This is a genomic window from Actinomadura violacea (assembly GCF_017573465.1).
GTDB classification, from domain to species: Bacteria; Actinomycetota; Actinomycetes; order Streptosporangiales; family Streptosporangiaceae; genus Spirillospora; species Spirillospora violacea.
On sequence record NZ_JAGEPF010000053.1, the window covers coordinates 1 to 26,694 of the forward strand.

The window sequence follows — 26,694 nt, forward strand, 5'->3', positions numbered from 1 at the left end:
GTCCGAAAATCCAACCCACGAAATGGCGGCTCACCGGTTCAATTGCCGGTCACGCATGGTATTCTTTACGTATGCAATCAGTGACGGTCGAATTGGAGGCCGCGTCCACCATGGAACTGGTGAACGCCCTCTCAACCATCGCCACTGAACTCGCCACCCGAGAAGCCCCGGAATCGGCAGCCGCGTCCCTGGAATTGGCCGAGACACTGGCAGCCGCCACCGATCTGCAGGAAAGCGCCCTCGCGACTCTCATCGGCCGGGTGGACGCCACGGGAGAGCAGCAGCGGTGGGGATACCCCTCCACCCGGGCATGGCTGCGCTCCAAGCTCGGCATGCGCGAAAGCCGCGCCAAAGAGCGCTTGACCCTCGCGCGCCAACGGCACCGGATCCCGCAGGTCGCCAAGCGGCTGGCGGCCGGAGACCTGTCCTACGGCTACGCCACCACCGTCGCCGAGTCGGTGGCTCGCCTGGACGACACCGATTGCGCGCAGGCGGAGGCCACACTGTTGGAGATGGCCGATCAGGGCTTCTCGGCTGGGAAGGTCGCCTCGTTCGGGCAGCGGATCCGCGACGTCATCGCCGAACGTGATGGCACTGAGGATGCGCCGGACGCAGACACCAAGCACGGCTACGACAAGTCGTGGATCACCACCACCCGTTCCCTGGACGGCGGCCGCTACGTCAAAGGGTGGCTGAACCCCGAGGACGCCGCGATCTGGGACGGCACCCTCGCCCCACTCGCCAAGCCGGCCGGACCCGACGACCGCCGGGACGTGAGCGAGCGCACCGCCGCCGCCCTGTCCAGCGTCCTGTCCGGCGGGCACAAGGCCACCAAGGTCACCGTGATCTGCGACCTGGAGACGCTGACCGGCGGGAACGCCCCTGCCCGCCTCACCGACGGGACACCGATCCCCGCCGCCCAAGCCCGCCGCATCGCTCTCGCCGCCGGAGTGTCACCCCTCCTGCTGGGACGCGGGAACACCCCGCTCTACCTCGGCTACCGGGAACGGTTCGCGAGCGCCGCCCAACGCCAGGTCCTGGAGACGCTGTACCCGACCTGCGCGGTACGCGAATGCGAGACGCCGGGGACGCTGTGCGAAGTGGATCATGTCGGCGGATGGGCACTCGGCAAGTCGCCCACCGACATCGACCGGCTCGCCCTCACCTGCGGATGGCACAACCGGTTCAAACACACCAGCCCCGACCAGATCCACATCACCAAAGACCCAGACGGGCGATACGTCTACCGATTGCTACCGCCACCCGACGCCCGCCAACGAAACGGCAACGGGCCACCCGGAAACATCGGCCCACCCGACGGGACCGGACCACCCGGCACCACCTTCAACTGGGCCGCATAACCACCACACACCCCCCGCACAGCCGCTCGGCAGCAACACCGCCGGGCGGCTGGCATGCCCTCACACCACCAGACCCACAATCCACCATCACCGACTGCACTTACCGCCGTGCCGCACCCGCGACATCACCTCCGCCGCTCCCCGGCAGCGCAGACGGAACACCAGCCTGGGCAGATCGGATTCAGAGCATTGGTGACGGTGCCATTTGGCCCGCGCATCGGGACGGCGCCTGCCAGCGGACAGCAGACAGCGGATTTCGTCGCTGCGGTGGTGTCGGTGGGTGGCTGTGATCGGAGAGGTGTCGTGAGGTGGGTGGTCACGCTGGGCGGTAGATGGCGTGTTCGGCGGCGTGGGCCAGCAGGGCAGCGACGGTGTCGGTGGACAGTGATCGTCCGGTGAAGAGCAGGTCGAAGGCGTCGAAGCCGGTGTGGAGCCATAGCAGGTGACCGGCCTGGTCGGTGGTGACGATGTCGCGGAGCACGCCTTGGCCGTGGAGGCGCTGGGCCAGGTCGTTCATGCCTTGTGTGCGGCCGTCCTCAAGCCGGCGGACGGTGCCGCCGACGGCGTTGCCGTCGAGTTGTGCCATGGAGTACAGGGCGCGCAGGACGTCTCGGTGCGCGGCGTACATGTGCACGCTGGCGCTGATCCCGTCGCGAAGTCCGCGCCGGGCGTCGGGTTGCACGACGGCGTTGACCATGTCGGTGAAGCCGCCACGGTGGAGCAGGTCCATGCCGAGCGTGTCGAACAGGCCCGCGCGTGATCCGGAAACGGTGTAGATCGTCGAGCCGGACACCTCGGCGGGCTCGGCGACCTTGTCCATGCTGACCTGCTCGAACGGGACTTCGACGAGGCGCTGGTAGACGGCGTCGAGGATGCGCCGCCGGGTCTGGTCGGCGGCCTTGGCCCGCAGCCGCTGCTCGTACTTCCGAGGAGGGGGCATGTCCCTGAGCCTCCGCCTTAAGGGCACCGGCCAATTCGTGGCGATCGTCGAATGCGACGGCCGGCGCCTACCGCTCCGAATGACCCCGGTCATTCCTTACGGAAGGGGGTGGTGGGGTGGCGCGACCCGGGGCGGGGCAGGCGGAGCCTGCCCCTAACGCTGCCTCAGGGGCCGCAGAGGCTCCAAAGTCAAGGGTGGACGAAGTCCATCGCGCAGCGACGCCGAAGGCGCCCTTGACTTTGGAGGGGCGGCCCCGTACGCCAGCGCCACCCCACCACCCGAACACCATCTCGCCGTTAACGCCACCGCACGAACACCCCTCTCGCCCCACCCCCTGAACACCATCTCGCCCCACCCCCCGAATACCCATCTCGCCCCATGACCCGAACACCCGCCCCGCCCCAAACACCCGAACACCCGAGCACCCGAGCGCCCGAAGCAATGTGACGCAGGAATGGCGTCCGAGCACAAAAGGACGGCGCTCGACTCAAGCCGGGAATGCGTAAATATGGTTGACCGGGCCGTCCTTGTCGCCGGCGTCGTCGGTGGCGGCCTGGTCTTTGGCGAGGACGCAGACGACGTGGTTCGCGGCGGCGGGGTTGGAGAGGGGGACGTCCTCGCCGGTGTAGTCCTTGACGGTGGCCGTCCAGCGGGGCGTGCCGGTGCTCGTGTCGAGGCCGGCGACGCGGCCGTCGGTGGTGTAGGCGAGGGTGCCGTCCGCGAGGGCGAGGGGGCGGGCGCCGCCTGCGGCCCAGTGCGGGACGGGGACGGTCCAGGACGTCCGGCCTGCGGCGATCGCGGAGACGCCGTCGGAGCCGGCGACGTAGAGGAGCCCGCTGGCCGGGGTCACGCGCGTGAGGCCGCCCGCCGCCGTGCCGCTCCAGCGGAGTTCGCCGTCGTGTGCCGACACGGCCCAGAGGCCGCTGGGGGCGTGGAGGTAGACGGTGTCGCCGTCCGATGTGATCGAGGATTGCGCCTCGAAGAGGCCGGCGGTGTCGCCGGGGCCGCCGGAGCGGTGCCAGCGGGTCCGGCCGGTGGCGGCGTCGAGTCCTTCGAGGAACATCTGGGCGTCGACGGCACAGACGACGCCGTCCGCGATGGCGGGGGCGCCGGGGAAGCGGGTGGGGCCTCCGCCGGCGCGCCAGCGTTCTTTGCCGGTGCGGGCGTCGAGGCAGTGGAGGTGGGCGGTGCTGGAGACGGCGACGTGGCCGCCGGACGCGGCGGGCGGTGACAGCGGTCCGCCGGGCGAGAAGCTCCAGCGGAGCCTGCCCGTGCCGGGGTCGAGCGCCTGGAGGGTGCCTTTGCCGCCGGGTTCGTTGCGGATGGTGTAGAGGGTGCCTTCCATGACGAGCGGTGTGGTTCGCCCGTACATCGGGGACGCGTCGTAGTGGCCGTACGGGGACTGCCACAGCTGGCGGCCGGCGGTGTCGAAGGCGTAGAGCTTGCCTTCGTAGGAGGCGTAGAACGTCGTGTCGGACGCGGTCATCGAATACGGGAACAGGTCGGTGGGGCCCGGCTTGATGTAGCCGTCGTCCGCGGTGGTGAAGGTGTGTTTCCACAGCGGTTTCCGGCCGGTCGCCTTGGTGCTGAGGTCGGGGTTCCCGCCGCATCCGCCGGCGAGGCCGACGGCGCCGGCGAGGACCATGCCCTGGAGGACGGTGCGGCGCGTCATAGGTGTTCTGCCTGCATGCATAACGGGGCGAAGGGTGGCAGGTGCCGGTACACGTTCGGTACACGGCGGCGTGTTGCAGGATGGGACGCATGCGTGCGCGACCGATCACGCCCGAGCGGGCGGTCGAGGAGGTGTGCGGCCTGATCGCCGATGCGCCGCGCGACGTGTGGCGCCGGGTCGCGGTGGACGGGGCGCCGGCGGCGGAGCCGTGGGTGCTCGCCGACGCGCTGGCCGGGCCGCTCCGGGCGGCGGGACGCGATGTGGTGCGGGCGTCGGCGCGCGATTTCCTGCGTCCGGCGTCGCTGCGGTACGAGTTCGGCCGCGAGGACCCTGACGTGTTCTACAACGAATGGCTCGATGTCGGCGGGCTGATGCGGGAGGTGCTCGGGCCGCTGGAGCCGGGTGGTTCCGGCAAGGTGCTGCCGAGCCTTTGGGACAGTGCAAGGGATCGCGCCACGCGCGCGCGGTACACGGCTGTGCAACCGGGCGGTGTCCTGTTGCTGGACGGGGCGCTGCTCCTAGGACGGAGCCTTCCGTTCGACGTGGTCGTCCATCTGACGATGTCGCCGGGCGCGCTTGCCCGGCGCACACCGGAGGAGGACTCATGGACGCTGCTCGCGTTCGAGCGTTACGAGCGTGAGGCCGCGCCGCTGCGGACCGCGGACGTCGTCCTGAAGACCGATGACCCGCGCCACCCTGCGCTCGTGGAGTCGGTCTAGGCGCGCCATTCCTCGCTGTAGTCGGGGTGGTGGTCGTAGGCGAGCGCGAGGAGGCGGAGGGTCTGTTCGCGGACGGCCTGGGCGGCCTGCTGTTCGGGCGCGGCGCGGCCCTGGGCGATGATCCAGGCGTGCTTTTCGAAGTCGTCGACGAGCTGCCGCCGGGCGGCGGCCTCGCGGAGGGCGCGGGAGGGGTCGTGGCGGGCGATGTGCTCGGCGTAGGCCTCGGTCTCGGCCGACGCGACGAGGGCGGGCTCGCCGTCGGCGTCGAGGTGGACGGCGCCGGACGCGCCGGCGGCCCAGGACGCGCCGGAGCACGCCCGGGCGACCTGTTCGTCCTTGGCGAGGCGGGCGCGCAGAAACTCCACCAGATCCATGCGACCATCCTGCCTCGCGGGGACGACATCGGCGCCCGGATACACTCGCGGCGGGGAGGATCCATGTCATTGACGACATCTCCCGGCGAGCCGGGCACGGCTCGGACCGGGCTCCGGGCGCGCCGGGAAGGCGGCCCGCTGCGGGTGGTCGAGAGCGAGCTCGTCGACTACGCCGAGGCGATCGCGGCCATGGAGGCGATGGTGCGGGACCGGCAGGCCGGCGCCGTCGACGACACGCTGTGGGTCCTGTCGCATCCGCGGACGTACACGGTGGGCCGGCGGACGCCGCCGGAGGAGCGGCCCGATCCGGCGCACGGCATCCCGGTGGTGGAGGTGCGGCGCGGCGGGAAGCTGACCTACCACTCGCCGGAGCAGATCGTCGGGTATCCGGTGCTGAAGCTCGCCGATCCGCGGGACGTGGTGGGGCTGCTGCGCGACATCGAGGTGCTGCTGGTCGGGGTGCTCGGCGAGCTGGGCATCGCGGCGGAGCGGCGCGACACCCCGCCGGGCAGCCCGCTGCTGACCGGGGTGTGGACGGCGGAGGGCCGCAAGATCGTCTCGCTGGGGATGCACATCTCGCGGGGCGTGAGCGCGCACGGGTTCTCGATGGACGTGGACGCGGACCCGGCGCCGTGGACGTGGGCGGTGCCGTGCGGGATGCCGGACGTGGAGATGACGTCGGTGTGCCGGGAGCGGGAGCGGCGCGGGCTGGCGCCGGTCACGCAGGCGGAGGTGCGGCGGCTGATCGTGGACGCCTGGCGCCGCGAGGCCTGAACCCCGCGAAGGGGCCTGTCCGGGAGGGGCCGGTACGGCGCCTGCCGGGAATGCGTGTGATTGGGTAAAGGCGGGGTCCTGCCCGATCCATGTGGGGGTGTTGCCGGTGGACGAGGTCGTCGAGGTGACGGTCCGGGCCGACGGGAGCGTGGAGATCCACGTCAGCGGCGTCGACGGGATGGGCTGCCTGGAGACCACCGAGGAGCTGGTGCGCTCGCTCGGCGGCCGGGTCGAGTCGCAGGAGCTGACCGCCGAGGCCTACAACGAGACCGGGGAAGAGCGGCAGGACCGGCTGTGGCACTGACGTGGCGGGTGCACGCCACGCTCGCGCGCAGTTCCGCGAACGGCCCCGGGTCGCGGTTCGTGGTGTGGACGCAGGGCTGCTCGCTCGGCTGCGCCGGCTGCTTCAACCCGGAGACGCACGCGCCCGCCGGGCCCGTCCGGACGATCCCGGAGGTGGTTGCGGAGGTGCTGGCCGCGGGCGCGCTCGACGGCGTGACGGTCAGCGGCGGCGAACCGCTCGAGCAGCCGGAGGCGCTCGCCGCGTTCTGCGCGGCGCTGCGGCGGGGGCCGGACCTCGGGATCGTGGTGCTGACCGGGTTCGCGCGGGCGGAGATCGAGCGGGACCCGGTGCTGGCTGTGGCCGTCGCGGACGCGGACATGGTCGTCGCGGGCCGCTACAACGCCCGGCTGCACCTGGGCGCGGGGCTGCGCGGGTCGTCCAACAAGGAGTACTGGCCGATCACGGCCCGGTACTCGGCGGAGGACTTCCGGGCGGTGCCGGAGGGCGAGATCCTGGTCGCCGCCGACGGCACCGCGACGATCACCGGCATGCACCCGGTGACCGGCATGCTCTAGACAACCGAATCGGACGCGCGGGGAGCGAGATGACGGCCGTTCACGACGATCTGAACCTGTACCTGCGCGCCCGCGTGCCGATGATCGTCCTGGTGACGGTCGAGGAGCTGCGCGCCGTGGAGATCCTGGACGAGGTGCGCGTCGGCCGCGACGCCTCCGCCTCGTCCGACCTGGTGGTGTGGGACTTCGGCGGCGGGCTGGCGTCGCGGGACGGCCGGTCGCTGCCGGCCGCGCCGACGCCGGAGACGGCCCTGGACAAGATCGCCGAGCTGGCGCGGGCGCACCCGGACCGCAAGGACATCTACGTGCTGAAGGACTTCCACGAGTTCTGGCACCGGAGCCCGGCGGTGAAGCGGCGGCTGCGCAACCTCGCGCACGCGCTGGTGACGACCTATGCGTCGCTGGTCGTCACGACGCATTCGGCGGACGTCCCGCCGGAGCTGGCCGACGACGTGGTCGTCCTGGACATGCCGCTGCCCGACCTGGCGACGCTGCGCGCGGACCTCGACGGGCTCATCGAGCAGACGCGGGTGGAGTGCGACCTGACCGCGCACGGCCGGGCCCGGCTGGCGCAGGCGGCGCTCGGCCTGACGGCGGCGCAGGCGCGGCGCGCGTTCTCCAAGGCGATCGTCCGGGACAAGGTGCTGGACGAGCTGGACATCCCGGCCGTCCTGGAGGAGAAGAAGGCCGTCATCCGGGCGTCGCAGGCGCTGGAGTTCCACGGTGCCGAGGAGACCGTGGACGACGTCGGCGGGCTGGAGCTGCTGAAGGAGTGGCTGCGGCTGCGCGAGGACGCGTTCGGCGAGGAGGCCGCCGCGTTCGGGCTGCCCGCGCCGAAGGGCATGGCGCTGATCGGCATCCCCGGCACCGGCAAGAGCCTCACCGCGAAGATGATCGGCGGGCTGTGGCGGCTGCCGCTGCTGCGGCTGGACGTCGGCGCGCTGTTCGGGTCGCTGGTCGGTGAGTCGGAGGAGCGGCTGCGGCTCGCGCTGAAGGTCGCCGAGGTGGTGTCGCCGTGCGTGCTGTGGATCGACGAGATCGAGAAGTCGATGGCGTCCGGCGGGCTGGACGGCGGCACGTCCGCGCGGGTGTTCGGCACGATCCTGACGTGGATGCAGGAGAAGACCGAGCCGGTGTTCGTGGTGGCGACCGCCAACGACGTCGGCGCGCTGCCGCCGGAGACGCTGCGGCGCGGCCGGTTCGACGAGGTGTTCTTCCTGGACCTGCCGACCGAGGAGGAGCGCCGCGACATCTTCACCGTCCACCTGCGCAAGCGGCGGCGGGACCCCGCGGCGTTCGACGTGCCGCGGCTGGCGCGGATGGCGGACGGGTACGTCGGCGCGGAGATCGAGCAGGCCGTGGTGGACGCGATGTACCGGGCGTTCTCCGAGGGGCCGCGCGACATCACCACCGACGACGTCGCGCGGGCGCTGGAGCGGCTCGTCCCGCTCAGCAAGTCGCAGCGCGAACGGGTCGAGGACCTGCGGGCGTGGCTGCGCGACGGGCGGGCGCAGTCGGCGTCGTTCGCCGAGGCGGCGCAGGCGGCGCGCAACCAGGTCCGGCTGGAACTGGCGTGAGCGGGCGGGACCGGGCCGGGCGGCGCGCCGCGCGGCGCGCGTCCCGCGCCGCGGGGAAGGGCGCGCGGGCGCGGTGGGCGGCGCGGCGGCTGCTGCACGACGCGGACGGCGGCGACCGGGCGGCGCGGGAGGCGGTGGCGGAGATCGCGAGGTCGCCGCTGCACCGGCTTCGGGCCGTGGCGGGCGAGGCGGTCGCCGCGTGGTGGTACGAGACGCGCGACCCGGAGTGGCGCGCCGTCGTCGTCGAGACCGCCGGGATCGCGGTGCTCCCGCCGGCGCGGCCGGCCAGCGCGGCACTGGCCGGCCGGCTCGAGGACATCGTGTGGGAGGGCGTCGGCGAAGCCGGCCTGGACCGCAACGCGGCTGCCGTGCGGGACCTGCTCGTCGACGAGGACGAGGACGTGCGGGAGGCGGCGGCGCTGTTCTGCGCGCAGGTCCGCGGGGACATGGTGCACCGGCTGTGGCGGAGCGGCCCGGACGACCCGGTGCTGCGGAGGGCGATGTTCGCGAACCCCGCCCCGCCGGACCGGAAGGCGCACCTCCGCCTGTGGGGGGTGTACCTCGATGCGGGCGGCCCCGTCCCGGTGGACCGCGACCCGGAGCTGCTCGCGGCGCTGCTGCGCTGGCCGGTCCGCAACGAGCACGAGGCGATGATCGGCGGGCTGTGGGCGCGGACCCGCGAGCCGGAACTGCGCCGGCTCGTCCTCGACCTCGGGGCGGTGGCCGTCGCCCCGTCCGAGCGGGTGCTGACGCTGGCCCTCCTCGACCGGCTCGGAGAGCTGCGGCCCGGCTCCGACCTCGGGTCCGTCGGCGACGTGCTCGCCGACGACGACCCGGAGCTGCGCGACCGGATGGCCGGGTTCTGCCGCACCGCCGTCGGCGGCCACCTGGAGGCGCTCTGGTCGCTGGAGTCCCCGCGCCGCGACACGCCGCTGCGCCGCCTCCTGCTCCAGAACCCGGCGAAGCCCCCGGCCGCGACCGTGAACCTGCTGTGGCGAGCCTGGCTCGAGGCGCCGTCGCCCGAACTGTCGGACGCGCTCGTGCGGTGGGGGCGGCCCGCCCTGTTCCCCGCCCAGGCCTCCGCCGCCGAGAAGGAGCTGGAGTCGCTCAGCGTCATCCCGCTGACCGCCGCCGCGAAGGTGCTGCTGCGCCCGCCGGTCCGGGCGGCGCTGGTCACGGCGCTCGGGCTCGGCGACCATCCGCTGTCGCAGATCGCCGAACGCCGCGTCACCGCGCTCGGCGACCGGCGGCTCGTGGACGAGGTGTGCGCGGCCGCCGCCGCCGACCCCGCCCTCACCTGGGTCTGCGTGAAGCACGGGCTGGCGCCCGAGGACACCGCGACGCGGGCGGTGTTCTTCCTGCTCACGGGGCAGCCCGAGCAGTACCGCGCGCTCGACCCCGACGGCGGCCTGCTCTCCCTCGGCTACGCCGCCGCCGACGACGCGACCCGCGACCGGATCCGGAAGGCGATGCTCGCGGCGGGCGAGCTGGACCTCGTCCGGGTCGTCGCCGGCGACGACCGGCGCGCCCGCATCGCCGAGATGACCCGCGGCGAGGCCCGCTACCTCGCTGAGCAGCTCGCCGCGCGCCGGGAGTGGGAGCGGCTGTGGGCGCTGGTCCAGGACCTGCCCATCGGGACCGGCGCCGAGCTGGTCCGGCTGTTCGACGGGTGGCTGCCGCGCGACGAGGACGCCCGCCGCGTGTTCGGCATGTACCTGGAGACCGAGCCGGCCGTCGTCGCCATGGCCGCCCGGTACCTGGACGAGCGCTGGCCGCTCGCCGTCCGGCAGGCGACGATCCGGTTCCGCGGCCGCGTCAACGACGTCTCGTTCGCGCCGGACGCGCCGCTGCTGGCCGTCGCGAGCAACCAGCAGAGCGCCGGGGTGATCGACCTGCGCGAGGGCTTCCTCGCCGAGCGCTACGACGGCTTCCAGGCGTCGGTCGGGCGGGTCCTGCACGTCGGCGGCGGCGCGTTCGTCGCCGGCGAGCGCACCAACCGGCACGACCGGCCGTGCCGGCTGCTGCGCTGCGGGGACGGCGGGCCCGCGGTGCTGCACACGGTGCAGGGCTCGGTGACGTCGCTGGCGGCGACCGGCCCGGACGGCGCGTTCGCCGCCGGGACCCGCTCGGGCCGGCTGCTCACCGGCACGGGCGCCGACGGGCGCGTCACGTCCAGGCCGCTCACCGCGCTCGGGATGCCGAAGGGCGACTGGGCCCGCTCGATCGCCGCGCACCCCGCGTCGGGGCGGCTCGCCGTCCTCGGCCGGTCGCTGGTCGTCACCGGCCCGTCCGGGCAGCGCTGCGCCTCCAGCGCCGCCGAGCACCTCGCGGTCCGCGCCGGGTTCGTCGGCGAGGACGTCCTCGCCTGCGCGGGCCGCAGCGGGACGGTCACCGTGCTGCACCGGCAGGGCGCCGCGCTCGCCCGCGCCGCCCGCATGCGCGTCGACGGGCTCGGCGGGATCGCGACGCTGCCGGGCACCGGCCGGCTCGCCGTCGCCGACCGCCTGCGCCGGCTGCTCTTCCTGGACGCGGCGACGCTCGCGCCGGTGTGGACGCACCGGGCGTCCGGCGGCCGGCACGCCACCAGCGTGCACGCCTCCCCCGCCGGCGACCTCCTCGCCGTCGGCCACGACAACGGCGAGACCGACCTGTTCGACCTGCGCGCCGGCCGGCTCCCGTCGCTGGTGGGCCGGGCGCTCGCCGGCCTCGTCCCCCGCGACCTGGACGCCGTCGCCGCCTCCCGCGCGGTCGCCGCCGCCGGGCATCCGCCGCACGTCGCGAGCACCGTCGCGCTGCTGCACGCCTGCCTGGAGCACCGGTTCCGGTTCGACATCGAGATCGGCGGCGCCCTCACGCTCACCGCCGGCGACTACGACATCGGTCTGTGAGGGAGCCGGCCGTGAGAGGGGAACGATGACCACCCGCATCGGCATCGACTTCGGCACCGCCAACACCGTCGTCGCCGGCTGGGACCACGGCGCGGGCCGCGCCGAGCCCGTCCCGCTGCCCGGCCTCGACCTCGAACGGGAGGGCGCGCACGGCGTGCGGCAGCGCGTCGTCCCGTCCCGGATCGCGTTCTCCGCGACGAGCGAGCGGCGGTGGGTCGGCGCGCAGGTCACGCCGCGGATCGAGGACGCGCCCGCCACCGAGGTGTTCCAGTCGACCAAGAGCGCCGTCACCGGCCGCGCCGTGGACGTGCCGCGCCGGCTCGGCGACCGGGCCGTCACCGGGCGGCAGGCCGCGACCCGGTTCCTCGGCGACGTGATGGCCGCCGCCGTCCTCGCCGTCGACGCCGCCGACCTGGAGATCGTCGCGACCGCGCCGGTCGAGTCGTTCGACGCCTACCGGGACTGGCTCGTCCGCGAGGTCGGGGAGAGCGCGGGCGGCGCCCGGCTGCGCGTGGTCGACGAGGCGACCGCCGCGGCCGTCGGCTACAGCGCGCGCCTCAACCCCGGCGAGGTGTTCCTGGTGTTCGACTTCGGCGCCGGGACGCTCGACACGTCCGTGGTGAAGGTGATGGACCCGGCGAACGCGGCGGCGGGGGCCGCGGTCCGCACCATCGCGAAGGCGGGCCTGGACCTCGGCGGCGACCACATCGACGCGCTGCTCGCCGAGCACGCCGCCGCGCGGGCCGGGATCCCGCTCGGCGACACCGCCGGCTACAACCGGCTGTTCCGCGCGCTGCTGCGCTCCGCCGAGCAGGCCAAGATCGCCCTCACCGTGCGGGACAGGGCGGTGATCGAGGCGGACGGGCACCGGACGGAGCTGACCCGCGCGGAGTTCGACGCGCTGCTGCGCGACCGCGACGTCCTCGGCCGGGTCTCGCGGGCGCTGCGCAGGACCCTGGACGGCGCCGCCGCCAAGGGCTACCCGGCCGACGTGATCGCCAAGGTGTTCCTGGTCGGCGGCACCAGCCTGATCCCCACCGTCCAGGACGTGCTGCGGCTGCAGTTCCCGCCGGACGCGCTGCACCTGGACCGCCCGCTGGAGGCCGTCGCCGCGGGCGCCGCGAGCATCGCCGGCGGCTACGAGCTGAGCGACCACATCCAGCACGACTACGCGATCCGGCACGTCGACGCCGCCACCGGCGCCTACGAGTTCGAGACGCTGGTCGAGGCCGGCACCGAGTACCCGACGCCCGAGCCGGTGAAGATGCTGACCATCAAGGCGATCCGGGACGGGCAGCGGCGGCTCGGGATCGCCGTGTACGAACTCGCGCACGCCAGCCAGCGGGAGGGCGGCACCGACCTGGAGATCGTGTTCGACGCGGACGGCGGCGCCCGCACCTCCGCCGTCACCGCGCAGCGCCTGCAGGAGCGCTCCCGCCTGTGGCTGAACGAGGACAGCCCCACGTTCCTGGAGGCCGATCCCCCGGCGGAGGCGGGCGCGCCCCGGTTCCGCCTCGACTTCCGGGTGGACGCGCAGAAGCGGCTGACCGTGTCCGCGTTCGACCTGCACCGCAACACCCTCGTCCTCGACCGGCAACCCGTCGTCCGGCTCTCCTGAGAGGGGCACCGCCATGTCGCACTACACGAAGGTCCGCACCGCCATCACCGACCAGGAGCGCCTCGTCGAGGCCCTGCGCGCCGTGGGGTTCCCGGAGGTCGAGTCGCACCTGGAGGCGGTGCCGCTGTACGGGTACCAGGGCGACGCGCGGCCGGAGCGCGCCGAGGTCGTCGTCCGGCGCCGGCATGTCGGCTCGGCGAGCAACGACATCGGTTTCCGGCGCGCCGAGGACGGCACGTTCGAGGCGATCATCAGCGGCTACGACCGGCGGCGCTACGGCGGCGAATGGCTGCAGCGGCTCGCGCAGCGCTACGGCCACCTCGCCGCGCTCGCCTACGCCGAGACGCACGGATTCGAGGTCGCGTCCGAGGAGACCGACGCGCGGACCGGCGAGATCCGCCTGACGCTCCGGCGGTCCGTCCACTGAACGCCCGCCCACGTGACCGGCTCCGGCCTTTCTGACCGGGCTTGTAAGTGGGGTGTAATTCGCGCTTCTTACGGTGTGCACGACGAAAGGAGCGCTCATGCGCAAACGCACGCTCTTCGCTGCCGCGGCCCTCGCCCTGGCGACCGTCTCCACCGCTCCCGGTGTGGCGTCCGCCGCGTCCCCCGCCTCCGGCGACCCCGGGCCCGTCGCCCAGGGACGGCTGATCCTCGGCTCGATGTCCGGGCCGATGAAGAGCCTCGTCTACCAGTCGTGCGCCACCCCGGCGAAGATCCTCACGACCGGGACCTATACCTCCTACGACAACGAGCCGCTGACCGGCTGCGAGGCCGTGCTCGTCAACACCAAGGGCACCGAGTACGTGCTGTGCAACGGGCGCGGCACCGTGCCCGCCGACTTCCAGACCCGGCCGACCGTCGTCATCCGGGAGGGCAAGCCCGTCCTCTGCCCCTGACCCGGAACGGGCCGGTGCTCGCGGCCCGGGCGCCGACTCCCTAGAGTCGCCGATGTGACGGAGTCGGGCACGGGCATCGGGGCGGGGGCGGGGTCGGGGGTCGCGGACCTGCAGGACGTCCTGTGGAAGGCCGCCGCGAAACTGCGCGGATCCATGGACTCCTCCCAGTACCGGGACTTCGTGCTCGGGCTCGTCTTCCTCAAGTACGCCTCGTCCGCGTTCGGCGGCGTTCCCGAATCGGCCCGGTGGCCCGCCGTCGTCTCCGGCCCCGGCCCGATCGGCGCGCGGATCGACGCGGCCATGGCCGCGGTCATGGCAGCCGAGCCGTCGCTGGACGGCGCGCTCCCGCTGATCTTCGGCGCGGAGAACGTCGACCAGCGGCGGCTCGCGGACCTGGCGGCGGTCATCGGCGACGCCCGCTTCACGGGCAACGGTGCGGACGGCGGCGAAGGCGGAGCGGGCGGGGGCGCGGCGCGGGACCTGCTCGGCGAGGTCTACGAGTACTTCCTGGAGACGTTCGCCCGCGCGGAGGGCCGCCGCGGCGGCGAGTTCTACACCCCGAAGAGCGTGGTGAAACTGCTGGTCGAGGTGCTGGAGCCGTACAAGGGGCGGGTGTACGACCCGTGCTGCGGTTCGGGCGGGATGTTCGTCCAGGCGGAGAAGTTCGTGCTGAGCCGCCGGGGCCGCAGCGGGGACATCGCGGTGCACGGGCAGGAGGCCAACGCGCGGACGTGGCGGCTGGCCCGGATGAACCTCGCCATCCACGGGATCGGCGGCGACCTTTCCGCGCGGCACGCCGACACGTTCTACGAGGACGCGCATCCGGGCCTTCTCGCCGACCACGTCCTGGCCAATCCGCCGTTCAACATGTCGGACTGGTACCGCGATCCTGAGGACCCGCGGTGGCGGTTCGGCGTTCCGCCGGCCGGGAACGCCAATTTCGCCTGGATGCAGCACATCATCGCCAAACTCGGCCCGCGGGGCGGCGCCGGAGTGGTGATGGCGAACGGCTCGATGTCGTCCCGGCAGTCGGCGGAGAGCGGGATACGCGCCGCCATGGTCGAGGCCGACCTCGTCTCCTGCGTCGTCGCGTTGCCACCGCAGTTGTTCCGCACGACGCCGATCCCCGCGTGCCTCTGGTTCTTCGCCAAGGACAAGGGCCCGGACGGCGGCCGCGATGACCGGCGGGGACAGGTTCTCTTCATCGACGCCCGTTCGATGGGGACGCTGCTCGACCGCACCGAACGCGTCCTGACCGGCGACGACATCACCAGGATCGCCGGGACGTACCATTCCTGGCGCGGCGGGCCGAGCGCCCCCGGACCGTACGCGGACGAGCCCGGTTTCTGCCGCTCGGCAGGGCTGGAGGAGATCCGCGGCCGCGGCCACGTCCTCACCCCCGGGCATTACGCGGGCGCGGCGGAAACGGCGGACGAGGCGTCCGAACCGGTGCGCGACCGGGTCGAGCGGCTGACGAAGGAACTGCTGGCCCGGCTGGACGAGTCGGCGCGGCTGGACGACGTCGTCCGGGTGCAATTGGACCGGCTGAAGGGATGATCCGGCTCGGCGATGTCGTCGCCTTCACCAACGGCAAGGCGCGGCCCTCTCCCGGCACCGGCTTTCCGACGTACGGGGCCAACGGCGTCATCGGGACGGCGGGGCGGTTCAACGCCGAACGGGAGTGCAGCATCGTCGGGCGCGTGGGGTCGTACTGCGGCATCGTCCATTTCGCCCGCGAACGGTGCTGGGTCACCGACAACGCCATCATCGCGACGGCCCGCGAGGGCGTGAATCCCCGGTACGTCTATTACCTGCTCAAAGGGCTCGGCCTGAATCACCACCGCATCGGGTCGGGGCAGCCGCTGCTCACCCACGCGATCCTCAACGGGCTCCCCGTCGAGGACCTGCCGCGCCCCCGCCAGGACGCCGTCGCGGACGTCCTCGGCACGCTCGACGACAAGATCGCCGCCAACGCGGAGCTCGCCGCCTCCGCGGACGACCTGGTCAGGGCCCGGTACGCCGAGCTCGCCGCGGCCGCGCCCGGCTCCGTCCGGCTGGCCGAGATCGGCCGTCCTGTCACGGCGAGCGTCCCCGCCGCCGGCATCGGCCCCGGCGAGAACTACATCGGCCTGGAGCACATCGCGAAACGGCACATGTGGCTTTCCGGCTGGGCGGACGCGTCCGCCGTGCTGAGCACGAAGAAGCGGTTCCGCGCGGGCGATGTGCTCTTCGGGAAACTGCGGCCCTATTTCCACAAGGTCGGCCTGGCGTTCGTGGACGGCGTCGCCTCGACCGACGTCCACGTCGTCCGCCCGATGGACGGCCGGCACCGCGGCTGGCTGCTGGCGTCGCTGGCCAGCGACGGGGTCGTGGCGCACGCGTCCGCGCTCGGCGACGGGACGCGCATGCCGCGGGTGAAATGGCCCGACCTGGCCCGCCACGAGGTGCCGTGGCCGGGCGAGCCGCGCGCCCGCGAGTTCGGCGGCCTCGTCGACGCGCTCGCGGACAGGATCGCGGCCGCCACCGCCGAGAGCGCCGCGCTCGCCGCGCAGCGGGACGCGCTGCTCCCCGAACTGCTGGCCGGAAGGATCGAGGCGACCCCATGACCAAGGCACCCCATGACCGATGAGCGCGGATACCTGCTGGACAACCGGCATGCCGAGGCGGGTGGGGCCGCGAACCCTGGCACGCCGCGCGTGTAAGCGCGACGTAATCGGCGTTCGCCTGAACGTCATCGGCGTGTCGACCCCGTCGCGGCGCAGCGGCGTCGAGGGGTTCGCCGACCTCGTCGACCCGCTGGTCACGCGCTGCCAGCTGCCGGGAATGGTCGAGCGGATACGGCAAGGCGAGACGCTTCGCTTCGGTCTCCTGCGCCTCGCCCCGGACGCCGAAGTCCCGAACCTCACCGCCTTCCAGCGGCTCGTCTCGATGAAGCTGGAAACAGCGCGCTGAGAAGGGCGAAACCCCTTTGCGCCGCAATGGCGGTTCTCCGTAGCCTGGGGCCCGACAGCGTGTAGCTCAGCAGTAGAGCATCGGGCTTCAGACCCGAAGGGCGCGGGGGCGGAACCCGCCACGCTGGCTATGAACGAGGACGTCAAGGCGAACCCCGGTTACGCCGCGTGGCAGATGGCCAAGGCATTCACGACCGCGCTCACGCACGAGAGCGGGGAGGCGCGCGAGCGCGCGGAGAAGCGGCTGGAGCGGTGGCGGAACGTCCTTTCCGGAATGGCCGACGGGTCCCTCACCGTCGGTTCCCGGACGCCTGTCAAGGGATTCCCCGCATGGGTGACGCCCGAGGTCGTCAGAGGCGGATTCGCCACCGGTGCGGCCGCCGCGGGCGGCCCGGCGCTCCCCCACGAGCAGGACGCGGCACGGCGGACCGGTGTGGCGGGCGGCCGGCGCTCGCTGTTCCTGCATTACCTGACCGACGCGGGGCTCACCGAGCTTGACGCGCTGCTGGACAGCGGCGAATACGACATCGTCGTCCCGGAAGAGGGCGCGCTTCTCACCGTCGCCTGGCTTCTGCGTGCGGGCGACCGCGCGGGCGCGCTGGAGATCCTGGACGCCATCGGCCCGTTCGCGGACCGGCTGCGTTTCCTTCCACGTCCCGGTGTCCCGCTGGGCGACGCATCGCTCGTCCACCGGGAGACCGTCGGCCAGGTGCGCAAGCGCATCGAGGACAAGCCGACGAACAAGGCCGTCGCCGCGATGAACGAAGCGCTCGTGGTGTGGAACCCGTTCGCCGACGAACTGCTGGAGCATTGGCTGGAGACCGTCGAGGAAGGGCGGGTCTTCGCGGTGCTGCCGGACGGCTGGGGCGAGCGCGGCGCCGAACTCCTGGCGCGGTACCGGCGGCTGGCGCGGACCCACGCCCTTTGCGGAAAGCACCGCAACCCCAAGGAGAACCTCGCCATTCTCCGGTCGTCGCTGGAGACCCTTTTCGCGGGCAAGGGCGTGTCGGGGCTGCTCCAGCACGCCGTCGACTCGATGGTCGCCAGGCGCGGCCGGCCAGGGTCGCCGGAGCACGCGGCGCTGCGCGCGCGGCAGGCGGCCGACGGCGCGCGTCCCGCGCACCACACGCTGGCGCAGATCGTGATGGCGCGCCTCGCCGACGCCCGGCAGGACTCAGGTGCGCCGTCCATCGACCCGTTCGTTGCGCCCGTCACCGAGGAGGAGTCCCGCCGCACCGGCGTCGAGGTGGGCGCGGCACTGCCCGGCTGGCTGCACGACACCGTCAAGAACGCGCTGCGGGCACCGGTGCCGACGCTCATCGAGCGCGGGATCGTCCCGTCGGCGGAGGTACTCGCGGAGCTCACGCCGCAACTCGTGGCGGCGACCACCGCGTCCTCCTATCCGGACCCCGCGCTTCGCCGTCTCATGGCGGCGCAGTACACCGCGTTCCGCAACCGGCGCAGCCTTCTCCTGCTGAACCTGGAAAGCCAGGTGCGCATGGAGGAGCTGCCTTGGGTGGGCGCAGTGCAGCGCTACCGCCGCACGGACGGAACGGGTGAGCGCGAGGCGCACGCGGTCCTCGTCCAGCTCGGCGAGCTGGCGCTCCAGGGCTTCCCCGGCACGGTCCTGCCGAACCCGCTGCTGAGCGAACTGGGCGCCCTCGCCAAGCGCGCGGGCCTGCGCGTGCCGTTCGTGGAGGAACTGGCCGCCGACATCTTCATGGGCACGTTCTCCACCAAGTACCTCCGGGCAGCACAGATCGCGGCCGACGTTCTCGAAGGCACCCTTTACGAGCGCTACTACGGAATCGACTATGCGGCCGTACGCGCGCTCAAGGTCGGGCGGCAGACGTCCGACGCCTTCGACGCGCTGTGCCGGACCCGCGCCGGCGACCTCACGGGCCGCTCGTGGGTCGCCGCCAACGGGAAGGTCATCGAGCAGGCGCAGATCCTGACCACCCACAACCTCGCCGCGCTCGTCCACCCCGTCGGGGTGAGCCCGTCGCCCGGCTGGGACGACCTCGCGCGCCGCGCGTTCGGCGTCACCTGCCGCCTCGTCCGGCAGGTCCAGGGCAACCCGCGTCCCCTGGGCACGGTCAAGGACGCCGCCTATGCGTGGCGCCAGGCGGTCTTCTTCCTCGCCCTGTGCGGGCTCAAGGAGCAGGTGGCCGTCGTCGCGTGGATGCAGGACGAACTGGACCGCCAGCCGCCGCACACCACCGCGCGCCTCGCCCCCGTGCTGGCGGGGCTCCGGCACGTCCTCACCGGCGGGAGCCTCGACGACATGACGGCCCCCGGCGCGCGCCGGTTCACCGGCTGGGCACCGGGCGGCCACTGGCTGATCAAGGCCGCCTGACCTGCACTTTCGCCAGCGTCACCGGAATGTCGGTGGCCGGTGCAAGGCTTTCACCACCGACCCGGACAGGGCGGGGAAAAGCTGCACGGACCATGATCATCCGTGCCGGCGGCGGAGGTCGATGCATTGGATCCAAAGCGGGCCGCCGAGCCCTCCCCGAGCGGCGGGGAGCGGCGCAGCGTGGTGCGGGTGGTGCGGCCGGTCCGGCCGCGCAAGCTGGCGAAGGTGCCCTTCGCCGAGCTGGCGGAGGGCCGGCTGCAAGGCGTCGTGTCGAGCGGCTCGGACCTCGCCCGGGTGTACGTGTCGTCCATCGCGGCCGGCACCCACGACTTCAGTTGCAGCACCAACAACAACCGGCCGTGCGGCGGGCTCGGCGGCTCGTTCATGTGCAAGCACCTGCGGTCGCTCGTCGACGAGGCCGTCACCCAGTACGGGCTGGAGCGGGTGGCGCGCTACCTGAAGGCCGAGCCCGGCGACGGCGGCGACCTCGCCGGCGTGCTGAACGGGACCAAGGCGTCCGCGCCGGCGGCCGGGGTGTTCAGCCGGTTCCTGCGCCACCTGTCCTACCTGGAGGTGCCGGGCGCGGCCGAGCCGCTCCCGGAGATGCACTGGTTCCCGGCGATGGGAGCGGCCCACTGATGCTGGCCACGCACCTGGGCGAACTGCTCGGCGCGACACCGCCGGGCGTGGACGAGGCGCTCGGCGTCGCCGCCGGGTTCGACGGCGCGCTCGTGCACGGCTTCGGCCGGCTCGGCGACGACGGGGCCGCGGCCCTGGCCGCGCTGGCGGGCGCGCTGGGCGGGTCCCCGCTCGGCGGCCCGGCCGCCGAGGCGGCGGAGAAGGTCGCGGCGGGCTCGGTCTCCGACTCGCACCTCGCCGCGCTCGCCGGCGGGCGCACCGCGCTGTTCGGCGCCGTCCACGACGCGCTCCTCGCCCACCTCGACACCGCGCTCGGCCGCGACCGCGCCGGCTGGGAGCCGGGCGGCGACGTCCCGGACGCGGCCGCGAACCTGCTCGCCGGCTGCCGGTCCTGGCTCGGCGAGCTGGCCATCGCGGGCTGGCGCGGCGTCGACCACGACCTGGTGTCCGCGTCCGACCAGGCGATCGAGGCGCTGCTCGCGGAGCCCGCGCTGCGCCGCCAAGCCGTCCTGCTCGACGGTCTCGCCGCCGAGCTGCGCGCCTGCTCGCCCGTCGCGACGATGGCGGAGATCCCGGTCCGCCGCTGGGCCGACCTGTGGGCGCGCGGCGTGCTGCTTGCGCAGCCGGGCGGCACCACACCCGCACGCGAGACGGTCTCCGGGCGGCTGCTGCTGCTCGGCACCGACGTCCACGAGCACGGGACGGCCGTCCAGGTGCAGGCGCACTGGCTGCTGGAGCCGGACGGCGACGGGCCGCCCCGCCTCGTCCGCACCAGCGCCGCCGCGGCCAAGGTCGACACGATCGTCGGGCCGGCCGTCTGGCGGGTCCTCGCCGACCGTCCCGTGCTGATGCGGGCCCTGGCCGAGCAGCGCGCCGTGCAGGTCGAAGGGCTCACGCTGATGGGCGGTGACCTGCTGTGGGAGGAGGACAAGGCCCGCCTCGGGTTCGTCGCCGACCCGTTCGCCACGGCCCGGCTGCACCTGTCCGGCGCGGTCGCCGCGGCCGTCCCTCCTCTGGAACGGCATCCCGCCCGCATCGGCGAACCCGTCTTCCTGGAGGGCTACACCGTGGACGGGGCGGCGCTGCGGCTCGGCGAGCACGCCTTGGAGATCGACATGGACCGCCTCCCTGCGTGCGGCCCCCTCACCCCCGAGCTGGTGACCGCGTCGTCCGCGTGCATCGGCCTCGTCCGCTGGGACGCGGGCCGGTGGGCGCTGCAGCCCCTCGCCGTCCAGGCCACGGTGAAGAAGAAGCAGGTGGACGCGCACAACGGCGACTGGGCCCTCGGCCCCACCGACCCGAAGGTCGAGAAGGCGATGGCGAGATCCGGCGACACGGTGCTGGTCCTCCAGGAACGAGCGGGACGGCTGCTGCGCAAATGACCGCACTCGACGCGAAGGCCCACGAAAACCGGCGGCAGGCCCTGTACTGGCGGCTGCTCGCCCGCCTCTTCGACCCGGAGGAGCACGCCTCGCTGGAGGCCGTGAGCGTCGCCGTCGTCGACGCCCTCGGCCTGCCCGCCGCGCTGCTCGACCCGTCCGTCTCCGTCGACGCCCTCGTCCAGCGCTTCCCCGAGCTCGCCGCCGACTTCGACGGCCTCCTCTCCTCCGCCGAGGCGACCGCCGACGGCGTCCCCTCCGCTCCCGGGTCCGGCGCGGAGGACGGGCGCGAGCAGGTGCGGCGGGCCGCACTGGTCTCGAAGCTGCTGCTCAACGTGTTCGCCGCCAAGCCGGGGAACGTCACCGCGGCTCAGCTGTCGGAATGGCAGCGCGATGCGGGGTGGCTGCGGCGAGCGCTCGGCGACGACGGCGGAGCCGGAGCCTGCGGCGCACCCGGAGCCGGGGACGCGGGCGCCGGTGCCACCGGCCCCGGTACCGGAGGCACCGGGCGCGGGGTCGGCACGGGGAACGGGCTGCGCCCCGTCCTCGCCGAGATCGAGGGCGACCTCGTCCGCCGGATGCAGCTGCGGGAGGTCCTGTCGGACAACCGCCTCGCCCGCCGGCTGTCGCCCAGCATGTCGCTGATCGAGCAGCTCCTGCGGGACAAGGCGAACCTGTCGGGCGTCGCGCTCGCCAACGCCAAGGCGCTCATCCGCCGGTTCGTCGACGAGGTCGCCGAGGTGCTGCGGACGCAGGTGCGGCAGTCGAGCGCGGGCACGATCGACCGGTCCGTGCCGCCGAAGCGGGTGTACCGCAACCTCGACCTCGAGCGGACGATCTGGAAGAACCTCACGAACTGGAGCCCGGAGGACGAGCGCCTCTACGTCGACCGGCTCTTCTACAAGCACACCGCCAAGCGCACCACGCCCGCGAAGATGATCGTGGTGGTCGACCAGTCGGGCTCGATGGTCGACTCGATGGTGAACTGCACGATCCTCGCGTCCATCTTCGCGGGGCTGCCGAAGGTGGACGTCCACCTGGTCGCCTACGACACGCGGGCGCTCGACCTGACGCCCTGGGTGCACGACCCGTTCGAGGTGCTGCTGCGCACCACGCTCGGCGGCGGCACCGACGGGACGGCCGCGATGGCGCTGGCCCGCCCGAAGGTCACCGACCCGCGCAACACCGTGGTCGTGTGGATCTCCGACTTCTACGACAACCGGGCGCTGATGACCGACTTCGAGTCGCTGCACCGGTCCGGGGTGAAGCTCATCCCGGTCGGATCGGTGAACAGCTCCGGGCAGGGCATGGTGGACGGCTGGTTCCGCGACCGGCTGAAGAGCCTCGGCACCCCGGTGATCTCCGGCCACATCCGCAAGCTCGTGGTCGAGCTGAAGACCTTCCTCGCGTAACGACCGCGAGCCCGATGCACGAACCTCGCGCGCCGAGCGCGAGCCCCCCGACGACCTTCCGGCCGCACGGTCCCCGCCGCGCGCGCCGGCGACCGATGAGGAGAGCGATGACCGACGACATGCTGCGCGCCCCGGCCGAGGTGAAGTACGCCGAGGAGCTCGACTACCTCGAGTCGATCGACGACGGGCCGAAGCCGTTCTCGTGGCGGCTGAGCCCGCGGATGGTGCGGCTGTTCGTGCTCGGCTCCGAGCGCGCCGACGGCCTGGACCGGGAGATCCCGCAGAAGTGGTTCGGCGACCGGAGCTTCGTGGAGCGGAGCATCGTGACGCTCGCCTCCGACCGGGGCCTGCTGCTGATCGGCGACCCCGGCACCGGCAAGAGCTGGCTCGCCGAGCTGCTGTCCGCGGCGATCTGCCGGAACTCGACGCTGGTGGTGCAGGGCACCGCCGGCACCACCGAGGACCACATCAAGTACTCCTGGAACGTCTCCATGGTGATCGCGAAGGGGCAGTCGCGGGACTCGATGATCCCGTCCCCGATCATGACGGCGATGGAGGCCGGGGTGATCGGCCGGTTCGAGGAGCTGACCCGCTCGACCAGCGACGTGCAGGACGCGCTGATCTCGATCCTGTCGGAGAAGTACGTCTCGATCCCCGAGCTGGACGAGCACAACATCGTGTTCGCCAAGCCCGGGTTCTCGATCATCGCGACGGCCAACAGCCGGGACCGCGGCGTGAACGACCTGTCATCGGCGCTGAAGCGGCGGTTCAACTTCGTCCGGATCCCGGTGGTGACGAACAAGAAGAGCGAGGCGGAGATCGTCCGGTTCCGGACGGCGGAGTTGCTGCGCCGGCACGCGATCGAGCTGGAGGTGCCGCCGTCGCTGCTGGACGTGCTGCTGCAGAGCTTCGCCGACCTGCGGGCGGCGGCGTCGTCGGCGACCAGCGACGACGAGCGGCTGGAGTCGGCGCTGTCGACGGCCGAGCAGATCGGCGTGCTGGAGGACGCGATCCTGCACAGCCGGTTCTTCGGCGACCGGACGCTGAAGTCCGAGACGCTCGGCAGCTCGCTCGTCGGGTCGCTGGCCCGCCGCAGCCCCGAGGACCTGGCGATCCTCAACAAGTTCTGGCACGGGGTGGTGGAGCCGCGCAGCCGCGACGACGACGGCGACGGCCCCTGGCGCGGCTTCCTCGACGGCGGCCGCCAGGCGATCTCGACCCTGTCGTGACCGTCTTCGAGCCGCTGCGGGAGCAGCTGACGGACGCGGCCCGCGCGTTCGGCGGGGACGCGGTCGCCGGGATCCTGACCGGCATCGTCGACGACGTGGACCGGGCGCTCACCGAGGAGCTGGAGATCTTCCCGGTCTGCCACCACTCGCCGGCGTCGGCGCTGGCGATGGCGCGGCGGCTGCGCGGCAAGCGGCCGTCGGTGATCTACCTGGAGCTGTGCGAGGACCTCGCGCCGCTGCTGGCGGAGCTGCGCAACTGCAGGCTGCCGGTCGCGCTGCAGGCGTTCGCGAGCCGCGTCGAGGGGTTCCCGGCGGCGTGGGCGCCGCTGAGCGTCGTCGCGCCGATCACCGAGGCGTCGGCGGAGTACCAGGCGATCGCGTACGCGCTGGACACGCCGGGCGTGGAGATCGTCCTCGTCGACCGGTCCACCGACCACGTGTTCCAGTGGGAGCCGCGCGACGCCGCGGCGCGCGCGCCCGGGGAGGGCGAGGAGCCGAAGGAGGCGCTGCACGGCGACGCGGTCGGCATCGAGATCGGCGAGCTGCGGCCCGGCTTCGCCGAACTGGAGGAGCACCTGCTGCGGCACGGGAAGGTGCGGCACTGGTCGGAATGGTGGGACCAGTACGTCGAGCAGCCGCTCGCGGGCGCCGACCACGCCACGTACCGGCAGGTCATGGTGATGATCGGCAGCCTGTTCCGGCGGCTGCGCCCGTCGGAGGCGGCCCGCCGCGAGCGCGACGAGGACCGCGAGCGGTACATGTGGACGCGGATGCGCGAGCACCTCGCCGCGTCCGGCGCCGACCCGGCCGACTGCCTGTACGTGTGCGGGGCGTTCCACGCGGCGAGCCGCGTCGAGCAGTTCGGCCTCGCCTCCGACGCGGAACCGTTCGAGATCACCCCCCGGACGGGCACCCGCTGGCAGTACGGGCTGATCCCGTCCAGCCACTCGGCGATCGAGGCGCAGTTCGGGCTCGCGCCCGGCTCGGTGTCGATCGCCGCGGCGACGTGGGAGAAGGCCGTCAAGCGCAGCGGCGTGAAGCCGTTCCGGCTGAGCGGGCAGGCGGGCAAGGCGCCGCGCGGGCGCAAGGCCCTGCCGGTGAAGGGCGGCGCGGCGAAGGACGAGCCGCCCGCCGACCGGCTGTCAGGGTTCCTGTCCGGCGCGCCCGCCCTGGACGGGCTGGACGAGGCGGAGCTGCTCGGCTGGTGCGTCGACATCGTCCGGCTGGCGCGCCGCAACGGCTACCTCGCCAGCACCGCCGACGCGATCGCGGTGTTCGAGACGTCGGTGCTGCTGGCGGGGATGCGCGGCCGGGCGCGCCCGACCCCGTACGACTTCCAGGACGCGGCCGTCACCTGCATCGAGAAGGACCGCGTGCCGGGCCGCCGGGACGTGGCGCGGCTCTGCGAGATCCTCCTCGGCGGCGACCGGATCGGCGCGGTCGGCTATGACGCGCTGCCGCCGCTGGCCCGCGACGTCCACGACCGGCTCCAGCCGCTCGGCCTGGACCTGCAGAAACGGACCGTCCAGCGGGCCCTGCTCGACCTGCACACCGAGCCGGACCTGCTGCCGTGCTCGGAGCTGCTGTGGATCCTGCGGCGGCTGCTGCCGGACGGCGCGGCCCGGCCGATCATGGGGTCGCGGGAGCTCGGCGACCGGCCGATCCAGGAGAGCTGGGACCTCGCGATCGGCCGGCACCAGCGAGCGCTCGTCGAGCTCGGCTACGAGGGCGTCAGCGTCGAGCAGGTGCTGGAGCAGCGGCTGCGGCGCGCCGCGTGGGGTCCGGACGCGTCCGCGGTGAAGGCGCTGGAGGCGGTCGAGGACGCGGTCCTCTACCTGGGCGGCGGCCGGTTCGCCGACGAGCTCGGCGCCCGCGCGGTGGAGCTGCTCGCCGCCGAGCGGACCGTGGACGAGGCGCCCGAGGTGGTGCGGCGCATCCGGCGGCTGCTCACGCACTACCGCGCCACGGAACCGGTGTTGCCGCGCTGGTGCCAGGCGTTCGTCGTCGAGGGGTACGCGCACTACTGCACGCTGCTGCCGACGGCGTTCGCGGACGAGGCGGGCGGCGTCCGGCAGGTCGCGGCGATGCTCGGGTTCCTGTTCGGCATGGAGAGCCTGGCGCTGTCGCTGGGCTGCGACCACGCGCAGCTGGAACTGGCCGTCAGGCAGTCGCATCCGGAGGCGCCCGCGAAGGTGGCGCTGCTGTGGGCGGCGAAGGCGCAGCTCGGCCTGTTGACGCGGGACGAGCTGCGCGCCCGCTGCGACGAGCTGCTCGCCAACCCGCTGGTGGTGCCGTCGTTCCCGCTGTACATGAGCGGGTTCGTGCAGGCGCTCGACCCGGCGCCCGCGCTCGCGCCGCTGGTGGTGGAGGCGATGTCGAAGGCGTTCGGGCGGCTACCGGACGCGGTGCTGCTGCCGTGGCTGCCGAACCTCGTCGCGACGCTGCGCGAGCACGCGCGGGAGCTGGTCCCGGCGCTGGTGCGGGAGGCGGCGCGGACGTTCCCGGCGTCGCTGCCGGCGCTGGACGCGTGGACGCCGCCGTGGGAGTCGGCGGCACCGGCGCGGCCCGCCGTGCCGGCCGCGTCCGGCCCGGTCGCGGACCTGCTCGCCGCGCACCCGCAGGCCTGCGGCACCGTCGCCGCGCTGCTCGGCCACCCGGTCGAGTGGGACGCGCCCGCGGCCCCGGCCAGGGACGCCGAGGTGCGCGGCCTTCTCGAACGGCACCCCGGCACCGCCGAAGCGGTCACCGTCCTGCTCGCCCCGGCGCTCGTCGCGTCCTGCTAGCGGGTCCGAGGGCGGCGGCACCGCGCCGCCGCCCTCGGACACCGGCGGGCGTGCTGCGGCGGATCTCGGGCGTGTTGTGGCGGATCTTGGACTGACGGTGACGGGCCGCAGCGTGGCACAGGGCCCTTGCGCGCATGCAAGCGACGGTGACTGCCCACCGCTCCCTGCGTAAGAGTGTCTGTCGTGTGAGCGGCGTCATGGCGCTCGAAGGCCGTGGCCCCTCGCGCGTTCCACGTCCACAGCCGACTCCCACCAGGCCGAGAGC

Annotated in this window: 22 protein-coding genes; 19 read left to right on the forward strand and 3 right to left on the reverse strand. The window is 73.4% G+C overall.

What is annotated here, in order from left to right; genetic code table 11:
• Positions 1-1,361, forward strand: a 1,361-nt coding sequence (locus J4709_RS50550) for an HNH endonuclease signature motif containing protein (protein WP_208252685.1), incomplete at its 5' end; no start/stop codon positions are given.
• Positions 1,362-1,677: 316 nt separating this feature from the next.
• Here J4709_RS50550 and J4709_RS50555 read toward each other — a convergent pair.
• Complete coding sequence (locus J4709_RS50555) at positions 1,678-2,301, reverse strand: TetR/AcrR family transcriptional regulator (RefSeq protein WP_208252686.1); 624 nt, start codon at positions 2,299-2,301, stop codon at positions 1,678-1,680.
• A 487-nt stretch (positions 2,302-2,788) separates the two neighbouring features.
• Entirely contained in the window at positions 2,789-3,973 is a 1,185-nt protein-coding gene (locus J4709_RS50560; RefSeq protein ID WP_208252687.1) for a PQQ-binding-like beta-propeller repeat protein, read from the reverse strand.
• An 89-nt stretch (positions 3,974-4,062) separates the two neighbouring features.
• Between J4709_RS50560 and J4709_RS50565 the strand changes: the two genes are divergently transcribed.
• Positions 4,063-4,692, forward strand: coding sequence for a nucleoside/nucleotide kinase family protein (locus tag J4709_RS50565; RefSeq protein ID WP_208252688.1), 630 nt, complete (start codon positions 4,063-4,065; stop codon positions 4,690-4,692).
• Here J4709_RS50565 and J4709_RS50570 read toward each other — a convergent pair.
• Positions 4,689-5,066, reverse strand: a complete 378-nt coding sequence (locus J4709_RS50570) for a DUF6221 family protein (RefSeq protein ID WP_208252689.1) — start codon at positions 5,064-5,066, stop codon at positions 4,689-4,691. The two genes, J4709_RS50565 and J4709_RS50570, sit on opposite strands and share 4 nt — an antisense overlap.
• A gap of 69 nt (positions 5,067-5,135) precedes the next feature.
• Between J4709_RS50570 and lipB the strand changes: the two genes are divergently transcribed.
• The 17 genes from lipB to J4709_RS50655 all read left to right on the forward strand — a co-directional run bounded on the left by lipB (position 5,136) and on the right by J4709_RS50655 (position 26,429).
• Positions 5,136-5,840, forward strand: coding sequence for a lipoyl(octanoyl) transferase LipB (gene lipB, locus J4709_RS50575; protein WP_232385326.1), 705 nt, complete (start codon positions 5,136-5,138; stop codon positions 5,838-5,840).
• A gap of 106 nt (positions 5,841-5,946) precedes the next feature.
• A complete protein-coding gene (locus J4709_RS55310; protein ID WP_208252691.1) occupies positions 5,947-6,144 on the forward strand; it encodes a DUF2997 domain-containing protein in 198 nt (65 codons plus the stop codon).
• Positions 6,135-6,698, forward strand: a complete 564-nt coding sequence (locus J4709_RS50585; protein ID WP_208252692.1) for a 4Fe-4S single cluster domain-containing protein — start codon at positions 6,135-6,137, stop codon at positions 6,696-6,698. The genes J4709_RS55310 and J4709_RS50585 overlap by 10 nt, the downstream gene beginning before the upstream one ends.
• A 29-nt stretch (positions 6,699-6,727) precedes the next feature.
• The gene (locus tag J4709_RS50590) at positions 6,728-8,275 is read left to right on the forward strand and encodes a Ycf46 family AAA ATPase (protein WP_208252693.1); all 1,548 of its coding nucleotides are present in this window, start codon (positions 6,728-6,730) and stop codon (positions 8,273-8,275) included.
• Entirely contained in the window at positions 8,272-11,163 is a 2,892-nt protein-coding gene (locus J4709_RS50595; protein ID WP_208252694.1) for a WD40 repeat domain-containing protein, read from the forward strand. Before J4709_RS50590 ends, J4709_RS50595 begins: the two co-directional genes overlap by 4 nt.
• Positions 11,164-11,188: 25 nt before the next feature.
• The gene (locus J4709_RS50600) at positions 11,189-12,781 is read left to right on the forward strand and encodes an Hsp70 family protein (protein ID WP_208252695.1); all 1,593 of its coding nucleotides are present in this window, start codon (positions 11,189-11,191) and stop codon (positions 12,779-12,781) included.
• A gap of 13 nt (positions 12,782-12,794) precedes the next feature.
• Positions 12,795-13,208: a DUF1257 domain-containing protein gene (locus tag J4709_RS50605; protein ID WP_208252696.1), complete on the forward strand. Its 414-nt coding sequence runs from the start codon at positions 12,795-12,797 to the stop codon at positions 13,206-13,208.
• 97 nt (positions 13,209-13,305) lie between these two features.
• Positions 13,306-13,680 (forward strand): hypothetical protein, encoded by a 375-nt coding sequence (locus tag J4709_RS50610; protein ID WP_208252697.1) that lies wholly within the window; start codon positions 13,306-13,308, stop codon positions 13,678-13,680.
• A gap of 54 nt (positions 13,681-13,734) precedes the next feature.
• Complete coding sequence (locus J4709_RS50615; protein ID WP_307802155.1) at positions 13,735-15,237, forward strand: N-6 DNA methylase; 1,503 nt, start codon at positions 13,735-13,737, stop codon at positions 15,235-15,237.
• The gene (locus tag J4709_RS50620; protein ID WP_208252698.1) at positions 15,234-16,286 is read left to right on the forward strand and encodes a restriction endonuclease subunit S; all 1,053 of its coding nucleotides are present in this window, start codon (positions 15,234-15,236) and stop codon (positions 16,284-16,286) included. The genes J4709_RS50615 and J4709_RS50620 overlap by 4 nt, the downstream gene beginning before the upstream one ends.
• A 133-nt stretch (positions 16,287-16,419) precedes the next feature.
• Positions 16,420-16,632 carry a hypothetical protein gene (locus J4709_RS50625; RefSeq protein ID WP_208252699.1) on the forward strand — a complete coding sequence of 71 codons (213 nt, stop codon included), beginning with the start codon at positions 16,420-16,422 and terminating at the stop codon, positions 16,630-16,632.
• 129 nt (positions 16,633-16,761) lie between these two features.
• A complete protein-coding gene (locus tag J4709_RS50630; protein WP_208252700.1) occupies positions 16,762-18,987 on the forward strand; it encodes a transcriptional regulator in 2,226 nt (741 codons plus the stop codon).
• Positions 18,988-19,176: 189 nt separating this feature from the next.
• Positions 19,177-19,626 (forward strand): hypothetical protein, encoded by a 450-nt coding sequence (locus J4709_RS50635; RefSeq protein ID WP_208252726.1) that lies wholly within the window; start codon positions 19,177-19,179, stop codon positions 19,624-19,626.
• Positions 19,626-21,008 (forward strand): hypothetical protein, encoded by a 1,383-nt coding sequence (locus tag J4709_RS50640; protein ID WP_208252701.1) that lies wholly within the window; start codon positions 19,626-19,628, stop codon positions 21,006-21,008. The genes J4709_RS50635 and J4709_RS50640 overlap by 1 nt, the downstream gene beginning before the upstream one ends.
• Positions 21,005-22,417, forward strand: a complete 1,413-nt coding sequence (locus tag J4709_RS50645; RefSeq protein ID WP_208252702.1) for a VWA domain-containing protein — start codon at positions 21,005-21,007, stop codon at positions 22,415-22,417. Before J4709_RS50640 ends, J4709_RS50645 begins: the two co-directional genes overlap by 4 nt.
• A 107-nt stretch (positions 22,418-22,524) precedes the next feature.
• A complete protein-coding gene (locus J4709_RS50650) occupies positions 22,525-23,646 on the forward strand; it encodes an ATP-binding protein (protein ID WP_208252703.1) in 1,122 nt (373 codons plus the stop codon).
• On the forward strand, positions 23,643-26,429 hold the full coding sequence (locus J4709_RS50655) for a DUF5682 family protein (protein ID WP_208252704.1): 2,787 nt from the start codon (positions 23,643-23,645) through the stop codon (positions 26,427-26,429). The genes J4709_RS50650 and J4709_RS50655 overlap by 4 nt, the downstream gene beginning before the upstream one ends.
• Positions 26,430-26,694 lie beyond the last annotated feature (265 nt).

Coding starts and splice junctions, on each gene's coding strand:
- J4709_RS50610 (WP_208252697.1), top strand. CDS start 13,306: ATGCGCAAACGCACGCTCTTCGCTGCCGCGGCCCTCGCCCTGGCGACC.
- J4709_RS50600 (WP_208252695.1), top strand. CDS start 11,189: ATGACCACCCGCATCGGCATCGACTTCGGCACCGCCAACACCGTCGTC.
- J4709_RS50640 (WP_208252701.1), top strand. CDS start 19,626: ATGCTGGCCACGCACCTGGGCGAACTGCTCGGCGCGACACCGCCGGGC.
- J4709_RS50605 (WP_208252696.1), top strand. CDS start 12,795: ATGTCGCACTACACGAAGGTCCGCACCGCCATCACCGACCAGGAGCGC.
- J4709_RS50630 (WP_208252700.1), top strand. CDS start 16,762: ATGAACGAGGACGTCAAGGCGAACCCCGGTTACGCCGCGTGGCAGATG.
- J4709_RS50590 (WP_208252693.1), top strand. CDS start 6,728: ATGACGGCCGTTCACGACGATCTGAACCTGTACCTGCGCGCCCGCGTG.
- J4709_RS50560 (WP_208252687.1), bottom strand. CDS start 3,973: ATGACGCGCCGCACCGTCCTCCAGGGCATGGTCCTCGCCGGCGCCGTC.
- J4709_RS50650 (WP_208252703.1), top strand. CDS start 22,525: ATGACCGACGACATGCTGCGCGCCCCGGCCGAGGTGAAGTACGCCGAG.
- J4709_RS50645 (WP_208252702.1), top strand. CDS start 21,005: ATGACCGCACTCGACGCGAAGGCCCACGAAAACCGGCGGCAGGCCCTG.
- J4709_RS50620 (WP_208252698.1), top strand. CDS start 15,234: ATGATCCGGCTCGGCGATGTCGTCGCCTTCACCAACGGCAAGGCGCGG.
- J4709_RS50555 (WP_208252686.1), bottom strand. CDS start 2,301: ATGCCCCCTCCTCGGAAGTACGAGCAGCGGCTGCGGGCCAAGGCCGCC.
- J4709_RS50570 (WP_208252689.1), bottom strand. CDS start 5,066: ATGGATCTGGTGGAGTTTCTGCGCGCCCGCCTCGCCAAGGACGAACAG.
- J4709_RS50565 (WP_208252688.1), top strand. CDS start 4,063: ATGCGTGCGCGACCGATCACGCCCGAGCGGGCGGTCGAGGAGGTGTGC.